Source organism: Micromonospora sp. NBC_01412 (assembly GCF_045040215.1).
Lineage (GTDB): Bacteria > Actinomycetota > Actinomycetes > Mycobacteriales > Micromonosporaceae > Micromonospora > Micromonospora rubida.
Genome location: NZ_CP109528.1, coordinates 325,743 through 344,159, shown reverse-complemented (window position 1 = coordinate 344,159; position 18,417 = coordinate 325,743). Strand labels below are relative to the sequence as shown.

Below are 18,417 nucleotides of genomic sequence, written 5' to 3'. Positions count from 1 at the left end.
GTGATGATCGACAGGTGCTACGCATCCTCGGTCTGTCGCCAGTTGAGCAGGGCCTCTACGAAGCGTTGGTTGCCCGCCCACCGGTGACCCACGCCGAACTCACCCGGCTCGCGGCCGACCACTCCTGGGCCGACCACACCGGGCCAGCACTCGTACGACTCCGACAACTGGACCTGGTCACCCTGACCAGCACGGACCCGCCGCGGTATGCCGCCACCCCGCCGCAGACCGCACTGGCAGCCCTCCTCGGTGCACGCAGCCAGGAGCTGACCCAGGTCCACCAACGCATGCTCACGCTGAGCACGCAGTTCCACCAGGTTCGCGGCACCAGGGCCGACGGCGGTCCGACCGAACCGGTCGAGGTCGTCCACGGCGCCGCCGAGATCGACCGGTACCTCACTCACGTCCTGCGCAGCGCCCGACACGAACTGTGTGTGTGCGACGCACCGCCATACGCCGCAGACCAGATGTACTCCAACCAGACCGAGCTGGAACTGCTGCGCGGCGGAATGTCCTGCCGGGTGCTGTACGACCACGGCGCGCTCGACCTGCCCGGCCGGGTCGCGGCCATCTCCCAGACCATCGAGGCCGGCGAGCAGGCCCGGGTCACCGAGACTCCGCTAAAAATGATTCTGAGTGACCAGCCGCTCGGGATGCTCCAGCTCGACACCGACACCGCGCCGTCAGACCGGGTGCTGATCGTGCGTGACCCGGTGCTGCTGGCGGCGCTGTTCGCACTCTTCGAACTGTGCTGGGAACGCGCGGTGCCGCTGCGCCTCCGCGACAGCAAAGCCGAGGTGAGCCCGCCAGGCGAGTTGCCCGATGCGGACCGCGACCTGCTGTCCCTGCTGGTGTCCGGATTCACCGACCAGGGGGTCGCCGACCACCTCGGTTGGTCCGAACGCACCGTGCGTCGTCGGGTGAGCGACATGATGGCCGAACTCGATGCCCGAACCCGGTTCCAAGCCGGATACCGGGCGGTCGCCCGCGGCTGGCTCACCGCAGCAGGGGAGGGTCACGGTGTCCAGCCCTGATGGCCTTCGACCGGCCCCGGACTCAGCCCCGGACTCGGCAGCGGGAACAGCCGCCGACGGACGCGGCACGCTGGCAGCGATCGGGCTGGCCCCAGCCGAGGAGGCTGCCTACGAGCTGCTGGTGGGCCGGCTCCCCACCACCGTCGCCGACCTCACCACGGCCTGGCAACGCCCCGAGCCGCTCGCGGACGTACTCGCCACGCTGGAGGCCAGGGACCTGGCCAGCCGGGTGCCCGGCCCGCCGGACCGGTACACCGCGGTACCGCCGGACATCGCGATCGAGGCGCTGCTGCTCGCCCACGAGCGGCAGATGCGCGAGGCTCGCCGGCACGTCGACGAACTCGCCACCGCCTACCGCGGGCACACCGCCGCCCGCCGTCCCGCGGTGGTCGAGAGGGTGAACGGCCGCAGAGCCGTCGTGCAGCGGCTCACGACACTGCACCGGACCGCCCGGCACGAGCTGCGTGTTCTGGTCCGACCGCCCGACCTCGGCGGTCCGTCCGATCCGAATCCTGGCGCGGTGTTCGAGCCGACGCCGTCGTACGGCCAGGTGATCTGCCGCGTGGTCTACCAGCGCGACTGCCTCGAACTTCCCGGCGCGCGGAGCCTGCTGACCGACCTGGCCGCCGCCGGCGCGCAGGCACGAACCCTGCCGGCGCTGCCCGTCAGCCTCTGCCTGGTTGACGACCGGCTGGCGCTGCTGCAGGTCGAGCCCGAACCCGGCGACGCCCAGCACACCCAGGGCGCGGTGATGGTGTACCCGAGCGGGCTTCTCGTCGCACTCGGCAAACTCTTCGATGCACTGTGGGAGCGCGCCGCGCCGGTGCCGCAGCATCCGCTCGACCCGGCAGATGCCGGCCAGGGCACCTCGCCGGCCAGCCAGCCGCCCAATGCGTCCGAGGCGGACTACAGCGAGGTCGAACTCTCACAGCAGCAGCTCGTGGCACTGCTCCTGTCCGGCAGCACCGACGAGGTGATCGCCCGGCAGCTCGGGGTCGGCTACCGCACGCTGAGCCGACGGATCGCCACCCTGATGACCGAACTCGGTGCGCGCAACCGGTTCCAGGCCGGCGTCCAGGCCGCCTTCCGCGACTTCCAGGAGGACCAGGACCCGCGGGGCCACCGCGGCACCTCGGATCAGGCGTAGATGTCGGCGGCGGTGACGAGCGTGACCGAGCTGTGGGCGGATCTCAGCGATGCTCGTCGGTGGTGCCCAGCACGGCGTCGATGAGGCTGTACATCTCCTCGTCGGAGGCGACGTCGAGATCGGAGACGCCGTCGAGATCGGCGGAGACGGCGAGACCCTCGGTGCCGCGCCATCGGCGGAGAAGCCCCTCCAACGCGGCCGTTATTTCCGTACGCGCGTCCTCTGCGGCCGTGGTCGTGCCCAGGGCCTCCTCCAGGTCGCGCAACCGGTCGAGGACCGGACGACTGGACGGCACCCGCAGCGCACGCAGGCGGTCGGTGAGATGGCCGGCGAGTTCGACCGGGGTCGGGTGGTCGTAGACGACGGTCGCGGCCAGGCTCAGGCCGGTGTCGGCGCTGAGCCGGTTGCGCAGCTGGATCGTGGCGAGAGAGTCCATGCCCAGCTGCTTGAACGGCTCGCCCGGCGGAACGTCGGCGGCCGGGTGCCCGGAGACAGCCGAGACGTGGGTGACCACGCGCCCGAGCAGGAACTCCCGGAGGTCCTCGTCCGGCAGCGCGAGCACCTCGGCGGGCAGCGGCTCGGGGCGGCCGGGCTCCGCGCCGGTGGTCAGCTCGGCGAGCAGGCCGCGGGGACGCCGGCCGAAGCGGTTCCAGTCGACCTCGGCGACCACGCTGCAGCCAGGCACGCAGCGCTCCAGCGCGTCCAGGGCCTCCTGCGGCGCCATCGCGGTGAGACCGTCGAGGTGCGGGGAGCGGCCCGCCACGGCGTCGAACATGCCGGGACCGGCCCACGGTCCCCAGGCGACCGAGGTGGCGGGCAGGCCCAGGTCGCGCCGGTGCAGGGCGAGAGCGTCCAGTGCGGCGTTGGCGGCAGCGTAGGCGCCCTGACCGGCCGAGCCGACCAACCCGGCGAGCGAGGAGAACAGCACGAAATGCTCGAGCGGCAGGGCGCGGGTGAGCTCGTGCAGGTGCCAGGCGGCACCGGTCTTGGGCGCCCAGACGCCCGCCATCCGTTGCGGGGTCAGGGCCGCGGCGGGGGCGTCGTCGAGGATGCCGGCAGCGTGCACGACCGCGGTCAGCGGCGCGTCGGCGGGCACCGACGCGATTAGCCGGGACAGGGCGGCCCGGTCGGTGACGTCGCAGGCGGCGATGCGTACGTCCGCTCCCAGCGCGACCAGGTCGGCGCGCAGGCCCTCGGCGCCCGGCGTGGCGGCGCCGCGGCGGCCGGCGAGCAGCAGGCGGCCGGCGCCGCGCCGGGCCAGCCACCGGGCGACCTGCGCGCCCAGGCCGCCGAGCCCGCCTGTCACCAGGACGGTCCCGTGCGGATGCCAGGGCTGCGGCTCCCGGACCGGTGCGCGGCGCAGGCGCGGGACGAGGACGTCGTCGCCGCGGATCGCGATTTCGTCCTCGCCACCGGGATCGAGCAGGACATCGGCCACCATGGACCAGCAGTCCTGCTCCGGCAGATCGAGCAGGCCGCCCCAGACGTACGGTGTCTCGAGCGCGATCGTGCGGCCCAGCCCCCACACGGCGGCCTGCGCGGGCCGGCGGATCCGGTCGCCGGGGCCGGTCGAGACGGCGCCCCGGGTCAGGTTCCAGACCGGCGCGCCCAGCCCGGTGGCGTCGACGGCGTTGAGCAGGTCGAGCGTGGCGGTCGCGGCCCGGGGCAGCCCGGCGTCGTCCCGGTCGTCCAGCGCGAGCAGCGAGACGATCCCGGTCGGTGTCCCCTGGTGCTGCCGAGGATCGGTGCACTGCCGCACCTGCACGCCGCGCTCGATCAGGGCCCGGCGAAGGCCCGCGGCGTCGTGCTCGCCGACGATCAACCAGGTCCCGCCGTGCGCGGGACGCTCGGGTGCGGGCCGGGGCTGCCAGGTGACGTCGTAGCGCACCGGGTCGACAGGCGGGTGTTCCACGTCGCGCAGCCAGTAACGCTCCCGCTGAAAGGCGTACGGCGGCAGGTCGACCAGTGTGCCGCCGGCGGTCAGCGGTGACCAGTCGACGGGGACGCCGCGTACGTGCAGGCCGGCCAGCGCGGTCAGGAAGCCGTCCGGCTCGGTCTTGCGCAGGCAGGTGATCGGCTCGTCCGCGTCCGGCAGGGCCGCGGACACCAGGGTGGACAGCGTGTGTCCCGGCCCGGCCTCGACGAACGCGCGGACCCCGGCCCGCGCGAGCCGCTCCAGGGCGTCGCCGAAGCGCACCGTGTCGCGGGCCTGCCGCGTCCAGTACTCCGGCGTGCACAGCTGCCCGGCCGCGACCGGTTCGCCGGTGACCGCGGAGATGATCGGCGTGGCGGGCGGCGAGAACGTCAAGCCGGTCAGCACCTCGTGGAACGGTTCGAGGATCTCGTCGAGGTGGTGCGAGTGGAAGGCACGGTCGGTGCGCAGCACGGTGGCCCGCAGCCCCCGTACGCAGTCGTGGACGGCCTGCTCGTCGCCGGAGAGCACCACGGCGGCGGGCCCGTTCACGGCCGCGATCGCGACCTCGTGCTCGCGGCCCCGGATCAGCTCCCGCGCCTCGTCCTCGGAGATTTGCAGGGCGACCATCGCTCCGGCGTGGCCGACCTGGCGCATCAGCCTGCCCCGGGCGATGACCAGCGCGCAGGCGTCGGCCGTCGAGAGGACCCCGGCGGCGTACGCGGCGGTGATCTCCCCGACGGAGTGACCGGCGAGGAAGTCCGGGCGTACGCCGAAGCTGGTCAGCAGGCGGTGCAGCGCCGCCTCGACCGCGAAGATCGCGGGCTGGGCGTAGTCGGTGCGGCTCAGCAGCTCGGGTCCCAGGTCGGTGAGTGACCGGCCGAGCAGGGGCTCCAGCTCGGCATTCAGTTCGTCGAAGGCCTGCGCGTACGCGGGCATCGTCTCGTAGAGACGGCGGCCCATCCCGGGCCACGCCGTCCCCTGGCCGGGGAAGAGGAAGGCGGTCGGGACCTCGCCCGACGCGTGCCCGGTGAGGCAGACGCCGCCGAGGAGGACGCTGCGGTGCGGGTGGTGGGCGCGCCGGGAGAGCGTGTACGCCACGTCCACGAGGCGTGGAGCGTCGGCCACGTGGTCGAGCAGCCGGGCGGTCTGCGCGGCCAGGGCGGCCGGCGTGGTGCCCGACACCGGGAGCGGCACGACCGGTGCCGTGGTGGCCGCCGCCGGGGGCTCGGCGGGTTCGGGCTGCTCCAGGATCAGGTGCGCGTTGGTGCCACTGATCCCGAACGCGCTGACCGCGGCGCGCCGGGGCCGGCCGGTCTCGGGCCAGGGGGTGGGCGAGGTGAGCAGGGTCAGCGGCGTGTCGTCCCAGTCGACGTGCGGGGTGGGCGCGGTGAGCCTGGGCTGCGCCGGAAGTTCGCCGTGGCGCATCGCCAGGATCATCTTGATGATGGCGGTGACGCCCGCCGCGGCCTGGGTGTGCCCGAGGTTGGCCTTGATCGAGCCGAGATAGAACGGTCGTTCTCGCCCGGCACCGTACGTGGCAGCCAGGGCCTGCGCCTCGATCGGGTCGCCGAGCGTGGTACCCGTGCCGTGCGCCTCGACCACGTCGACGTCGTCGGCGTTCAGCCCGGCCCTGGCGAGCGTGGCCCGGATCAGCCGCTCCTGGGCGTCGCGGCTGGGCGCGGTGAGACCGTTGGAGGGCCCGTCCTGGTTGACGGCGGTGCCGCGGACGACGGCGAGCACCCGGTGGCCGTTGGCGCGGGCCCGCGACAGCGTCTCGAGGACGAGGACGGCCGCGCCTTCGCCCCATGCGGTGCCGTCGGCGTCCGCGGAGAACGGTTTGGCGTGGCCGTCGGGGGCGAGGCCGTGCTGCTGGGAGAACTCGACGAACCGGGTGGGCGTGGACATGACGGTCGCCCCGGCCACGATCGCGAGGCTGCTCTCGCGCTCGCGCAGCGACCGGGCGGCCAGGTGCAGCGCGACCAGCGAGGACGAGCACGCCGTGTCGACGGTCATGGCCGGCCCGTGCAGGCCGAGCAGGTAGGCGAGCCGACCGGAGGCGACGCTCGGGGTGTTGGCGACCGAGGCATGCCCTACCAGGTCGTCGGGGATGTCGGTGACCAGTGAGGTGTAGTCGCCGGCGATCAGCCCGGTGAAGGTGCCGGTGTCGGAGCCGCGCAGCGCGTGCGGGTCCACGCCGGCGTCCTCCAGGGCGTGCCAGGTGGTCTCCAGCAGGACCCGGTGCTGCGGGTCCATGATGAGCGCGTCGCGCGGCGAGATGCCGAAGAACGACGGGTCGAACGCGGTGGCGTCGCCCAGGAACCCACCCCGCCGCACGTACGTCTTCCCGGGGGCCGGCGAAGGCGCGTAGAGCGCGTCGGTCGCCCAGCCCCGGTCGGCGGGGAAGTCGGTGATCACGTCGCGGCCCTCGGCGAGCAGGCGCCACAGCTCGGCGGGCGTGCCGATGCCGGGGTAGCGGCAGGCCATACCGACGATCACGACCAGGTCGTCGGTGTCCGCGGCAGGCCGGGCCGCCGGTTCGCCGCCGGCGGGCCGGGCGGGTGTCCGGCCGGCCAGGAAGGCGATCAGCGCGGCCGGGGTGGGCCGGTCGAAGACCAGGGTGGCCGGCAGCCGCAGCCCGGTGGCGGCGCTCAGCCGGTTGCGCAGTTCGAGGCCGGTGAGCGAGTCGATGCCCAGGTCGCGGAAGGCGCGGCCCTCCTCGATGTCGTCGGCCGAGCCGTGGCCGAGTACCGCGGCCACGGTCGACAGGACCAGGTCGGTCAGCGTCTGCCGGTCGCGCGGGGCAGAGTCCGCTGCGTCGGTGGGCGCGGCCGCCGGTGTACGGCGGGGCGGGCCGGCGAACGCGGTGGGGTCGAGACGGGCGGGGATCAGGTGCGCGACGTCGCGGGCGAGCGCCAGGTCGAACGCCGCGAGGCCCTGTTCGCGGCCGAGCGGGGAGAGGCCGTACCGGGCCAGCCGGGCCCGGCCGGCGTCGCCGAGGTGGCCGGTCATGCCGGTGTCGAGGTCCCAGAGCCCCCAGGACAGCGAGGTCGCCGTGAGGCCGCGGGCACGGCGGTGGTGGGCGAGCGCGTCGAGGAACGAGTTCGCGGCGGCGTAATTGGCCTGCCCGGGCGTGCCGATCGTGCCGGCCACCGAGGAGAAGAGCACGAACGCGTCGAGGTCGAGGTGCTCGGTGAGCCGGTGCAGGTGCCACGCCCCATCGGCCTTGGGCCGCAGCACGGTGTCGAGCCGGGTCGCGTCCAGCGAGTCGAGGGTGCCGTCGTCGAGGACCCCGGCGGCGTGCACGACGGCGGTCAGCGGGTGTTCGGGGTCGAAGGAGCCGAGCAGCGCGGCGACCGCGTCGGGGTCGGCCACGTCGCAGGCGGCGACGCGCGTCCGGGCGCCGAGCGCGGCCAGCTCGTCCGCGATTGGGGCGCCGCGCCCGCCGCGCCCGGTCAGGACCAGGTGGCGTACGCCGTGCTCGGTGACCAGGTGGCGGGCGACGAGCGCGCCCAGTGTGCCGGTGCCCCCGGTGATCAGCACGGTTCCGTCGGGGTTCCACGCCCACGGCGCCGTCGTGGGCGGGGTGGCGGAGCGGGTCAGCCGGGGGACGAGCAGCCGCGAGCCGCGTAGGGCGACCTGGCGTTCGCCGGCGCTGGCCGCCGCGCGCAGATCCTCGGGGCCGGCCGGCCGGTCGGTGTCGACGAGCACGATGCGGCCCGGGTTCTCGGTCTGCGCCGAGCGCACCAGGCCCCGGACCGCCGACTGCGCCAGGTCGGCGTGCCGGGTGACCACGACCAGGGTCGTGTCCGAGTGGGCCGGGTCGGCCAGGGTGCGCTGCAACCACTCCAGGACGCCGCCGGTCGCCTCACGCACTGCGGCGGGGACGTCCGGTGTGCTGTCGGGGCAGACGTACGCCACGACCTCGGCCGGTTCGCCGGCCCTCGCCTCGACCCAGTCGACCTGCCAGAGCAGCCGGTCGGGCGACCCGCGCCGCAGCGGGCGCAGCGTGAGCGCGTCGACCGAGGCCACGGGCCGGCCGCCGAAGTCGGTGGCGTGCAGCCGGATCGCGCCGCCGCCCGCGTCGGCGAGGTGCACCCGCAGGCCGGTCGCGCCGGTGGCGTGCAGCGCGACGCCGCTCCACGAGTACGGCAGGCGGATCTCGTCGTGGTCGTCCGCGACCAGCAGGGGATGCAGGGCGGCGTCGAGCAGGGCGGGATGCAGCCTGTACTCGGCGGCGTCGGCTTGCAGCGGTTCCGGGAGGACGATCTCGGCGTACAGGTCGGTGCCGGATCGCCAGAGCGCCCGCAGGCCCCGGAAGGCGGGCCCGTACTCGTAGCCGGTCGCGGCCAGGCGCTCGTAGGTGCCGCCGAGGTCGACCCGTTCGGCGTCCGCGGGCGGCCACGCGAACGGCGCGGCCGGGGCCACCCCGCCGGTCAGCCAGCCGCTCGCATGCCGGACCCAGGTGCTGCCGTCCTCGGCGTACACGGTGACCGGGCGGCGTGGCTCCGCTGCGGCCCCGCCGACACTGACCTGGATCCGCGCGCCGGCGCCCTCGGCCAGGACCAGCGGCGCGTGCAGGACCAGCTCCTCGACCTGCGGGCGGCCGACCCGCTGCCCGATGTGCAGGGCGAGTTCCACGAACGTCGTCCCGGAGAGCAGCACGTCGCCGCCGACGCCATGGTCGGCCAGCCACGGCCGGCCGGTCGCCGACAGGACACCGGTGAGCAGCAGCCCGCCGTCGTCGGCGCGCGGCAGCTCGGCACCGAGCAGCGGGTGCTCGCTGGGCACCAGGCCCAGGGCGCGGGCGCCGGCCGCCGCGGTGTCGGGCAGCATCCAGAAGCGTTCGGTCTGGAACGCGTACGTGGGCAGGCCGACACGCCCACGGGCGCCCGCCGCCAGGGCCGGCTCCCAGCGCACGCCGAGGCCGATCACGTACGCCTCGGCGATCGAGGTCAGCAGCCGGTCGAGGCCGCCGTCGTCGCGGCGCAGCGTGCCGAGCGCGGTCCCGGGCCGGTCGCCCTCGTCGAGGATCTCCTGGACGTCCATGGTCAGCACCGCGCGCGGGCTCGCCTCGACGAACGTGCGGTGGCCGGCGGCGTGCAGGGCCCTGATCGCGCCCTCGAATTCGACGGTGTGCCGCAGGTTGCGGTACCAGTACTCGGCGTCGAGGCCGGCCGTGTCGATGATGCCGCCGGTGAGCGTGGAGTGGAACGGCACGTCCGAGGTGCGCGGCCGGATCCCGGCGAGCTCGGTGAGCAGGCGCTCGCGCAGCCGTTCCACCTGGGCCGAGTGCGAGGCGTAGTCCACGGGCAGCCGGGACAGCCGGATGTCTTCGGCCGCGAGTTGCTCGCCCAGCGCGTCCAGCGCGTCCGGGTCGCCGGAGACCACCGTCGACCGGGGACCGTTGACCGCCGCGATCGAGATCCGCCCCTGCCAGGGCCGCAGGTGCCGCTCGGCGTCGGCGCGCGGGAGCTGGACCGACATCATGCCGCCGCGACCCGACAGCGCGCGGATCGCCCTGGCCCGCAGGCAGACCACCCGGGCGCCGTCTGAGAGCGACAGTGCCCCGGCGGCGCAGGCCGCCGCGATCTCCCCCTGCGAGTGCCCCACCACCGCGGCCGGCTCGACGCCGAAGGAACGCCACACCTCGGCCAGCGACACCATCACCGCCCACAGCGCCGGCTGCACGACGTCGACGTGGCGCAGCGCCGCCGCGTCGCCCAGCACGCCGGGCAGTGACCAGTCCACGAACGGAGCCAGGGCCCGCCCGCACTCGCGTATCGACGCCGCGAACACCGGCGAGGACTCCAGCAGCCGCACGGCCATGCCGGTCCACTGGGTGCCCTGGCCCGGGAAGACCAGGACCGGCCGGTGTCCCGCGCGGGCCCGCCCGGTGCGCACGTCCGGCGCCGGCTGCCCGCAGGCCACCGCGTCGAGGCCGCGCAGCAGCTCGTCGCGGCCGGTGCCGACGACGACCGCGCGGTGCTCGTGCGCGTGGCGGTGCGCGGTCAGGGCACGGGCCAGATCGGCGAGGTCGGTCTCCGGTTCGTCGTGCAGCAGGTCGCGCAGCCGGGCGGCCTGCGCCCGCAACGCCCGCGGGGACCGGCCGGACACCAACCAGGGCAGCGCGGCGGGGGGTTCCGGGCGGCGTCCGGGCGGCGGCTCCGGGGCGGGTTCCTCCAGCAGTACGTGCGCATTGGTGCCGCTGATGCCGAAGGAGGAGACGCCCGCCCGGCGCGGGCGGCCGGTCCGCGGCCACGTGGTGGTGGCGTCGAGCAGGCGTACGCCCGAGTCGTCCCAGTCGACGTGCCCGGTCGGGCGGTCCAGGTGCAGCAGGCCCGGCAGGACCCCGTGCCGTAGGGCCTGGACCATCTTGATGACGCCGCCGACGCCGGCCGCCGCCTGCGCGTGCCCGATGTTCGCCTTGAGCGAGCCGAGCAGCAGCGGCCGTCCGTCCGGCCGCTCCCGCCCGTACGTGGCGATCAGTGACCGCGCCTCGATGGGGTCGCCGAGCGGCGTGCCGGTGCCGTGCGCCTCCACCGCGTCGATGTCGCCGGGTGCCAGGCCGGCGTCGGCGAGCGCCTCCCGGATCACCTGCTCCTGGGCCGGGCCGCTGGGCGCGGAGAGGCCGTTGGACGCGCCGTCCTGGTTCACGGCGCTGCCGCGCACGACCGCCCACACCCGGTGGCCGTGGCGGCGGGCGTCGGAGAGGCGTTCGAGCACGAGCAGGCCGGCGCCCTCGGCCCAGGCGGTGCCGTCCGCCCCGGCCGCGAACGACTTGCACCGCCCGTCGGGGGCGAGCCCGCGCAGCCGGGAGAACTCCACGAACATCTCCGGCGTGGACATCACCGAGACGCCGCCGGCCAGGGCGAGCGTGCACTCGCCGCGGCGCAGCGACTGGGCGGCCAGGTGCAGGGCGACCAGCGAGGACGAGCACGCCGTGTCCACGGTGACGGCGGGGCCGCGCAGGCCGAACACGTACGACAGGCGCCCGGAGACCACACTGGAGGTGTTGCCCGTGACGAGGTGGCCCTCGAGTCCGGCGGGCACGGTGTGCACCCGGGGCGCGTAGTCGTGGTGCATGACGCCGGCGAAGACGGCGGTGCGGCTCTCGCGTACGGTCGCCGGGTCGATGCCGGCGTGCTCGAACGCCTCCCAGGCGGTGGTCAGCAGCAGCCGCTGCTGCGGGTCGGTGGTGAGCGCCTCGCGCGGCGAGATCCCGAAGAACGCGGCGTCGAACTCGGCGGCGTCGTAGAGGAAACCGCCGCGGCGGGTCAGCGAGGAGCCGGGCCGGTCGGGTCCGGCACCGAACAGCGCGTCGAGGTCCCAGCCCCGGTCGGCGGGGAACTCGCCGATCGCGTCGCCGCCCGACTCGGCCAGCCGCCACAGCTCGTCGGGGCCGGTGACGCCGCCGGGGTAGCGGCAGGCCATGCCCACGATGACGACCGGGTCGTCCGCGTCGGCCGACCCGGCCACCGGCGCGGGCACGGGCACGGGGACGGACGTGGCGAACAGGTGACGGGTCAGCGCGGCCGGGGTGGGGTGGTCGAAGACCGCCGTGCCGGGCAGCGCGGTGCCCGTGCGCGCGCGGACCCGGTCCAGCAGTTCCGCGGCCATCAGCGAGTCGAAACCCAGGTCGGTGAACGTGCGCTCAGGTTCCACGGCCGTCGCGTCGGGATAGCCGAGCACCTCGGCGACCTCCTCCACGACCAGGTCCCCGACGGTCACCGCCGGCCGCGTCGTTCGCGGGACTGGCCGCGAGGTCAGCCAGTGGGGCTCGCGCTGGAACGCGTACGTCGGCAGCCGCAGTCCTGCGGCCCCGCCGAGCACCTTGGCCCAGTCCACCGGCACGCCGTGCGCGTGCAGCGTGCCGAGCGCGCCGAGCAGCGTCGCCGGTTCGGGCCGCTTGCGGCGCAGCACCGAGGTCACGGCCGGCGCAGGCCCGTCGCCGGCGGCCAGACACTCGCGGGCCGCGGCGGCCAGGCCCGCGCCGGGCCCGAGCTCGACGAGGACGGCGGCGTCCAGGGCGCGCATCGCGGCCAGGAACTGTACGGGCTCCCGAGCCTGCCGCACCCAGTAATCCGGGTCGGTCATCTCGGCGGGGCCGACGGGCTTGCCGGTGAGCGTCGACACGATCGGCAGCCGCGGCGGGTGCAGGGTGACCGCCGCCAGGACCTCACCGTAACGCTCCAGCATCGGGTCCAGGTCGCGCGAGTGCAGCGCCCGGCTCACCCGCAGCGCCGTGGTCTTGCGCCCTCGGCGAGCGAGCAACTCGGCCGCGTGGGCGAGCGCGTCGGCATCGCCGCTGATCACGGTGGCCGCCGGCCCGTTGACGGCGGCCAGCCCGATCCGGCCGTCGTAGCCGGACAGCAGTTCGAGGATCTCCTCCGCGCAGGCGCGTACGGCCAGCATCGCGCCGGTCGCCGGCAGCGCCTGCATGAGCTCGCCCCGGGCGGCCACCACGGTCGCCGCGTCGGGCATATCGAAGACACCGGCGACGGTCGCGGCGGCGAGCTCGCCGATCGAGTGCCCGGCGAGCGCTGCGGCCGCCACGCCGTAGGAGGTGACCAGGCGGTGGACCGCCACCTCCAGCGCGAACAGCGCCGGCTGGGTGTAGCGGGTCTCGTCCAGCAGGGCGGCGCGCGGCGTGCCGGCCGGGGCGAACATGATCTCGCGCAGCGGCACGCCGAGGCGGGCGTCCAGGTGCCGGCAGACCTCGTCGAAGGCGTCCCGGAATACCCGGTGCTCGCGGTACAGCGCCCGGCCCATCCCCGGATGCTGGCTGCCCTGCCCGGAGAAGAGGAACGCGGCGGTCGCGCCGGGCGTGGCCACGCCCCGGGAGATCTCCGGGCCGCCGCGCCCGGCCGCGAGCCGGTCCAGCCCCGCGAGCAGACCCGGCTCGTCGGCCGCGGTGAGCACCGCCCGATGCCGCAGGGAGGTCCGCGCACCGGCCAGCGTGCGGGCCACCGCCAGGAGGTCGGTGCGGGGCCGGTCGGCCAGGTACGCCCGCAGCCGCGCCGCCTGATCCGCCAGCGCGGCACCGGTGTGGCCGGAGAGCAGGAACGCGGCCTGCGCCGGGCCGGGTTCCGACGAGGGCGCCGCGGCGACGTGTTCGGCGAGCACCACGTGGCAGTTCGTGCCGCCCATCCCGAACGAGCTGACCCCGGCGATCCGTGGCCCGTCCGCCGTCCACGGCGCCGCCTCGGTCACGATCCGCAGCCGCAGCTCGTCGAGGGGTATCCGCGGGTGCGGCGCCGTGAAGTGCAGGGCGGCGGGCAGCTCGCGGTGCCGGATCGCCAGGGCGGTCTTGATCAGGCCGCAGATGCCGGCCGCGCCCTCCAGGTGGCCGAGGTTGGTCTTGACCGAGCCGACCGGCAGCGGGCGGCCGGGGTCGCGGACGGCGCCCAGGACCGCGCCGAGCGCGGCGGCCTCGACCGGGTCACCGACGGGCGTGCCGGTGCCGTGCAGCTCGACGTAGCCCACGCTCGCCGGGTCGGCACCGGCGTCGCGGTACGCGTCGCGCAGCAGCTGCGCCTGCGCCGCCTCGCTTGGCACGGTCAGGCCTGCGCCGCCGCCGTCGTTGTTCAGCGCCGACCCCTTGACGACGCAGTACACCGGGTCGCCGTCGCGCAGCGCCGCCGCCAGGGGCTTGAGCACGACGATGCCGCCGCCCTCGCCCCGCACGAAGCCGTCGGCGCCCGCGTCGAAGGTGCGGCAGCGGCCGCCGGGGGACAGGCCGCCGAACAGGGCGGCCTCCTCGTCGCTCGCCGCGAGCAGGTTGAGGTTCAGGCCCCCGGCCAGCGCCACGTCGGACTCGCCCGAGCGCAGGCTGCGGCAGGCCAGGTGTACGGCGGCGAGGGAGGCAGACTGCCCGGTGTCGACGGTCAGGCTCGGGCCGCGCAGGCCGTACAGGTAGGAGATCCGGTTGGCGATCAGGCTGCGCTGCAGGCCGGTGAAAGAGTGCTGGGTGGCGGTGTCCTCGCCGAGCTGCTGGGCCAGCCGGGCGTAGTCGTCGCGCATCGCCCCGACGAAGACCCCGGCCCGGCCGCCGCGCAGGGTCGCCGGGACGATCCCGGCGTCCTCCAGGGCCTCCCAGCTCAGCTCCAGGGCGAGTCGCTGCTGCGGGTCCATGACGGCCGCCTCGCGCGGGGAAATCCCGAAGAACGCGGCGTCGAAGCCGTCGACCGCGGGCAAGAACGAGCCAACCCGGGGCCGCTCGCCCGGCCCGGCGTCGGTCCAGCGGTCCGGCGGCGCCTCGGTGACGGCGTCCACCCGGTCGCGCAGCAGCCGCCAGAACTGCTCCGGCCCATCGGCGCCGGCGAACCGGCAGGCCATTCCGATGATCGCGACGTCCTCGTGCATCACAGGACCTCGGCGAGCCAGTCGTGGACCGTACGGGCGGCCGCCTCGGCCTGCTCGGAGAGCATGTTCAGGTGGTTGCCGGGCAGCGTCACCACGCGGTTGCAGGGCGGCCGGAACCGGTCCTGCGGCGCGGGCGCGGGACGTCCGGGCAGCGCGTCAGCCGCGGCCACGTGCAGGATCGGGGTGGCTATCCCGCCGGGCCGCCAGTCGGCGAACAGGTTCTGGTAGGCGCCCATCGCGCCGAGCTGGGTGTCCAGGGCGCGGTCGGCGCCGCCCGCCCCGGCCGGCCAGCGGCGCGCCTGCTCGCGCATGAAGCCGCCGCGCAGCTCGTCGGCGCTCGGGGCGTACGGGTAGTAGTCGAAGAGTACGAGCGCGGCGGCCGGCCGCCCGGAGGCCTCCAGGTGCGCGGCGAGTTCGTGCGCGAGCCAGCCGCCCGACGAGTAGCCCACCAACACGACCCGGTCCAGCTCGCCGTTGTCCAGCAGGGCCCGCGCCTGAGCCCGCACCAGGGCGTCCAGGTCGGCCGGCACCCGCTCACCGGGCTCGAAGCCCGGCGGCCGCACCATCCACAACGGACGCGGTTGCGGCATCGCGGCGGCGAAGAACCCGTATGCGACGTCGGTCATCGGGGCGACCGGCGCCGTGGTGCAGACCAGCGCCGCGCCCGTGCCGTCCGCCATCCGGTACATCGGCGCGGCGGTCCCGGCCTCGAAGGTGGGGCGCAGGCTGCCCGCCGTACGGATCAGGTCCATGGCCGCGGCGGTGCGGCCCGCGCGGACACCGACGAGGTAGAGCGCGCTGAGCGTGCCGTCGCCCGCGTCCGCCTCGGGGGGTGCGTCGAGGGCGGCGGGCCCGGCCTCGGGCAGCCGGGTGCCGAGGAACTCGGCGAGGTCGGTGACGGTCGGGTAGTTGAGGATGTCGGCCAGCTGCAGCTCGACGCCGGTCGCGGCGCCCAGCCGGTTGCGCAGGTCCACCGCGTTGAGCGACTCGAAGCCCAGGTCGCGGAACGTGTCGTCGCGCGGGACGGCCCCGGGCGAGGCGTATCGCAGCACCACGGCGACGTGCTCGGCGATCAGGTCGGCGAGAGCGTCGTCGCGCTCGCCCGGCGCCAGGGTGGCCAGGCGGCGCAGCAGGGCACCGGCGGTCTCCTCCGCTCCACCGTCGTCCGCCGGGCGGCCGTCCATCCGGGGCAGCGCCGAGTTCAGCCAGTACCGTTCCCGCTGGAACGCGTAGCCCGGCAGGTCGATCCGGCGCCCACCGGTGCCGACGAGCACGGCCGGCCAGTCGACGGCCACGCCCGACACGTGCGCCTCGGCCAGCGTGGCCATCCACCGGTCGAGGTCGCCCTCGTCGCGGCGCAGCGTGCCCAGGGCTGCGGCGGAGGCCCCGACCGCGTCGAGCGTCTCGCGGACGGCCGGCAGGAGCACCGGGTGCGGGCTGACCTCGATCAGCTTCAGGTTGCCGCCGTCCAGCAGTGTGCCGACCGCCCGGTCGAACCGAACCGGCTCGCGTAGATTGCGGTACCAGTAGGCGGCGTCCAGCGGTACGGCCGCCGTGTCGTGCCAGTCACCGGTGACCCCGGAGACGTAGGGCACGGTCGCAGCCTCGGCCCGGATCCCGGCCAGCCCTTCGAGGAGCCGGTCGCGGATCGACTCCACCTGGTAGGAATGGGCGGCGTACCCGATCGGCAGCCGGCGGGTGCGCACACCCCGGCGGGCGCACCCGGCGAGCAGCGCGGCCAACTCATCGAGGTCACCGGAGACCACCGTGGATCGGGGCCCGTTGACGGCGGCGATCTCGAGGCGGCGCGACAGCAGGCCGCCGGTCTCGTCGGGGGACAGGCTCACCGAGGCCATCCCACCCAGCCCGCTCAGCTCGGTGAACAGCCGGCTGCGCAGCGCTGACACCCGGATGGCGTCGGGCAGCGTCAACGCACCGGCCAGCCACGCCGCGGCGATCTCCCCCTGCGAGTGCCCGGTGACGGCGGCGGGCCGCACACCGCAGGACCGCCACATCTCGGCCAGCCCGGCCATCATCGCGAGCAGGGTGGGTTGCAGCACGTCGGGCCGCTGCTGAGGCGGTGTGCCGTTCTCGCCGCGCAGCACCGCACCCAGCGACCAGTCGACGACTTCGGACAGCGCGTCCTCGCACGCCGCGATCGTCTCTCGGAACACCGGCGAGGTCCGCAGTAGCTCCCGCCCCATGCCCGGCCACTCGCTGCCCTGCCCGGGAAAGAGGAACGCGACACCGCCGTCCGCACCGGCGTGCCCGAGGACGACCCGCGGCGAGGGGGTCCCTTCGGCCAGGGCGTCGAGGCCGGCAAAGCCGTCCCCGCGGTCGCTCAGCACGACGGCCCGGTGCGGGTGGTGGGTGCGTCGGCAGAGAACGTACGCGACGTCGGCAGCGCCCGCCTTTGCCGTCAACCCGTCGAGGTACCCACGCAGGCTGCGCGCCTGAGCGGCCAACGCCGCCGCACTGGTGGCCGACAGCGTGAGCGGCAGCACCGCCGGCACACCGTCCTCCTCACCGCCGGCGGACCCCGCCGGAGTGTCCGCCTCGCCGGGTGTGGGCGGCTCCTCCAGGATCAGGTGGGCGTTGGTGCCGCTCATGCCGAAGGCGCTGACCGCCATGCGCCGGGGCCGGCCGCCGGTCTCGGGCCAGGGGGTGGCCTCCGACAGGGGGCGCAGGGCCGTCTTCTCCCAGTCGACGTGCGGCGTGGGCCGGGAGAAGCCGGCGATCGGGGGCAGCAGGCCGTGCCGCAGCGCCAGGACCGTCTTGACGACGCTGGCGATGCCGGCCGCCGCTTGGGTGTGCCCGAGGTTGCCCTTGTTGGAACCAAGATAGAACGGGCGTTCTCTGCGAGAGCCGTACGTGGCCGCGAGCGCTTGCGCCTCGATCGGATCGCCGAGCGTGGTGCCGGTACCGTGCGTCTCCACCGCATCGACGTCGTCCCCGGTGAGCCCGGCCCGTTCGAGCGTCTCCCGGATGAGTTGCTCCTGAGCGTGCCGGTTCGGTGCGGTGAGCCCGTTCGACGGCCCGTCGTGGTTGACCCCCGACCCGCGCAGCACGGCCAGCACCCGGTGACCCAGGGCGCGGGCCCGCGACAGCTTCTCCAGGACGACCACCGCCGCGCCCTCGCCCCACGCCGTGCCGTCTGCGTCGGCGGAGAACGGTTTGATCAGGCCGTCCGGGGCCATTGCCCGCTGCTGGGAGAACTCGATGAACCGGGCTGGGGTGGCGGTGACCGCGGCCCCGCCGGCGAGCGCGAGCCCGCACTCGCCCCGATGCAGGGACTGGGCCGCCAGGTGCACGGCTACCAGCGACGATGAGCAGGCGGTGTCGACGCTCAGCGCCGGCCCGTGGACGCCGAGCAGATAGGCGATGCGGCCCGAGGCGACGCTGACCGCGTTGTTGATTGAGAGCTGGCCGATCAGGTCGGGCGGGATCTCGGCCAGGTTGGTGGTGTAGTCGCCGGCCGAGACCCCGGCGAACACACCCGTGTCGGTGCCGCGCAGCGCGGCCGGGTCGACTCCGGCGTCCTCGAGGGCGTGCCAGGCGGTCTCGAGCAGGATCCGGTGCTGCGGGTCCATCACGATCGCCTCACGCGGAGCGATACCGAAGAAGCCGGCATCGAAGCCGGTCGCGGTGTCCAGGAAGCCGCCGACGCGGACGTACGTCGTGCCGGGCGCCGGCGCCTGCGGGTTCGGGTCGTAGACGGTGGCGGTATCCCAGCCGCGGTCGGCCGGGAAGTCGGTGATCGCGTGCTTGCCCTGCGAGAGCAGCTCCCACAGGGCGTCGGGGGTGTCCACGCCGCCGGGGTAGCGGCAGGCCATGCCGACGACCACCACCGGGTCAGTGTCCGGGCGCAGGGCCTCGCGCAGCCGGGCCCGGGTGTCGTACAGCTCGGTGGTGACGCGCCTGAGGTATTCGGCGAGTTTCGTTTCCTGGGACATGCGAAC

The 18,417-nt window shown here is 75.0% G+C and carries 4 protein-coding genes; 2 read left to right on the top strand and 2 right to left on the bottom strand.

Going from position 1 to position 18,417, the window contains the following annotated elements; genetic code table 11:
* The first annotated feature begins 14 nt into the window (after window positions 1-14).
* Both OG617_RS01380 and OG617_RS01375 read left to right on the top strand, forming a co-directional pair.
* Window positions 15-1,034 carry a hypothetical protein gene (locus tag OG617_RS01380; RefSeq protein ID WP_405097981.1) on the top strand — a complete coding sequence of 340 codons (1,020 nt, stop codon included), beginning with the start codon at window positions 15-17 and terminating at the stop codon, window positions 1,032-1,034.
* Window positions 1,021-2,181 carry a helix-turn-helix domain-containing protein gene (locus OG617_RS01375; protein ID WP_405097979.1) on the top strand — a complete coding sequence of 387 codons (1,161 nt, stop codon included), beginning with the start codon at window positions 1,021-1,023 and terminating at the stop codon, window positions 2,179-2,181. The genes OG617_RS01380 and OG617_RS01375 overlap by 14 nt, the downstream gene beginning before the upstream one ends.
* Before the next feature lie 43 nt (window positions 2,182-2,224).
* Here OG617_RS01375 and OG617_RS01370 read toward each other — a convergent pair whose 3' ends face one another.
* Window positions 2,225-14,458: an SDR family NAD(P)-dependent oxidoreductase gene (locus OG617_RS01370; RefSeq protein WP_405097977.1), complete on the bottom strand. Its 12,234-nt coding sequence runs from the start codon at window positions 14,456-14,458 to the stop codon at window positions 2,225-2,227.
* On the bottom strand, window positions 14,458-18,411 hold the full coding sequence (locus OG617_RS01365) for a type I polyketide synthase (protein ID WP_405097975.1): 3,954 nt from the start codon (window positions 18,409-18,411) through the stop codon (window positions 14,458-14,460). The genes OG617_RS01370 and OG617_RS01365 overlap by 1 nt, the downstream gene beginning before the upstream one ends.
* Window positions 18,412-18,417 lie beyond the last annotated feature (6 nt).